1 protein-coding gene is annotated in these 444 nt (G+C 73.2%); it reads right to left on the reverse strand.

All coding sequences use genetic code 11. The features are described from left to right. A partial coding sequence (locus tag ACU8YC_RS27775; protein WP_446896367.1) for a GNAT family N-acetyltransferase occupies positions 1-444 on the reverse strand: 444 nt, incomplete at both ends.

Below are 444 nucleotides of genomic sequence, written 5' to 3' on the forward strand. Positions count from 1 at the left end.
CCCCGCCGGCGCGAAATGGCCCCGGTAGCGCGCGCCGATCACCTCGACCGGCAGCGTGACGAACACGTCCGTCGTGCCGAACTGGCGGTCGATCACCGCGCCGTCGCCGAAGGTCGCGCCGAGGCGCAGGTAGCCCTTGATCAGCGGCGGCAGGGCCTGCAGGGCGGCCTTGGCATCCACCGCCTCGCGCGGCATCCGGTCCATCGCCACCGCCCGCTCCGGCAGCGCCCGGGCCCGCCAGCCCTCCGGCGCGCGGGCATGGTGGTGCAGGAAGGCGAGCGGCAGGGCCAGCCGGTCCGGATCGGTACCCTCCAGGCTCGCGCAGCCGATCAGCGCGTCAATCCGGTGGTGCAGGACGTAGGCGTAGATCCCCTGCCACAGCAGCTCGACGGTCCGCTTGCTCCGGTAGGTCTTGAGCACGCAGGAGCGGCCGAGTTCCAGGAG

The organism is Citrobacter sp. VF227, assembly GCF_052950715.1.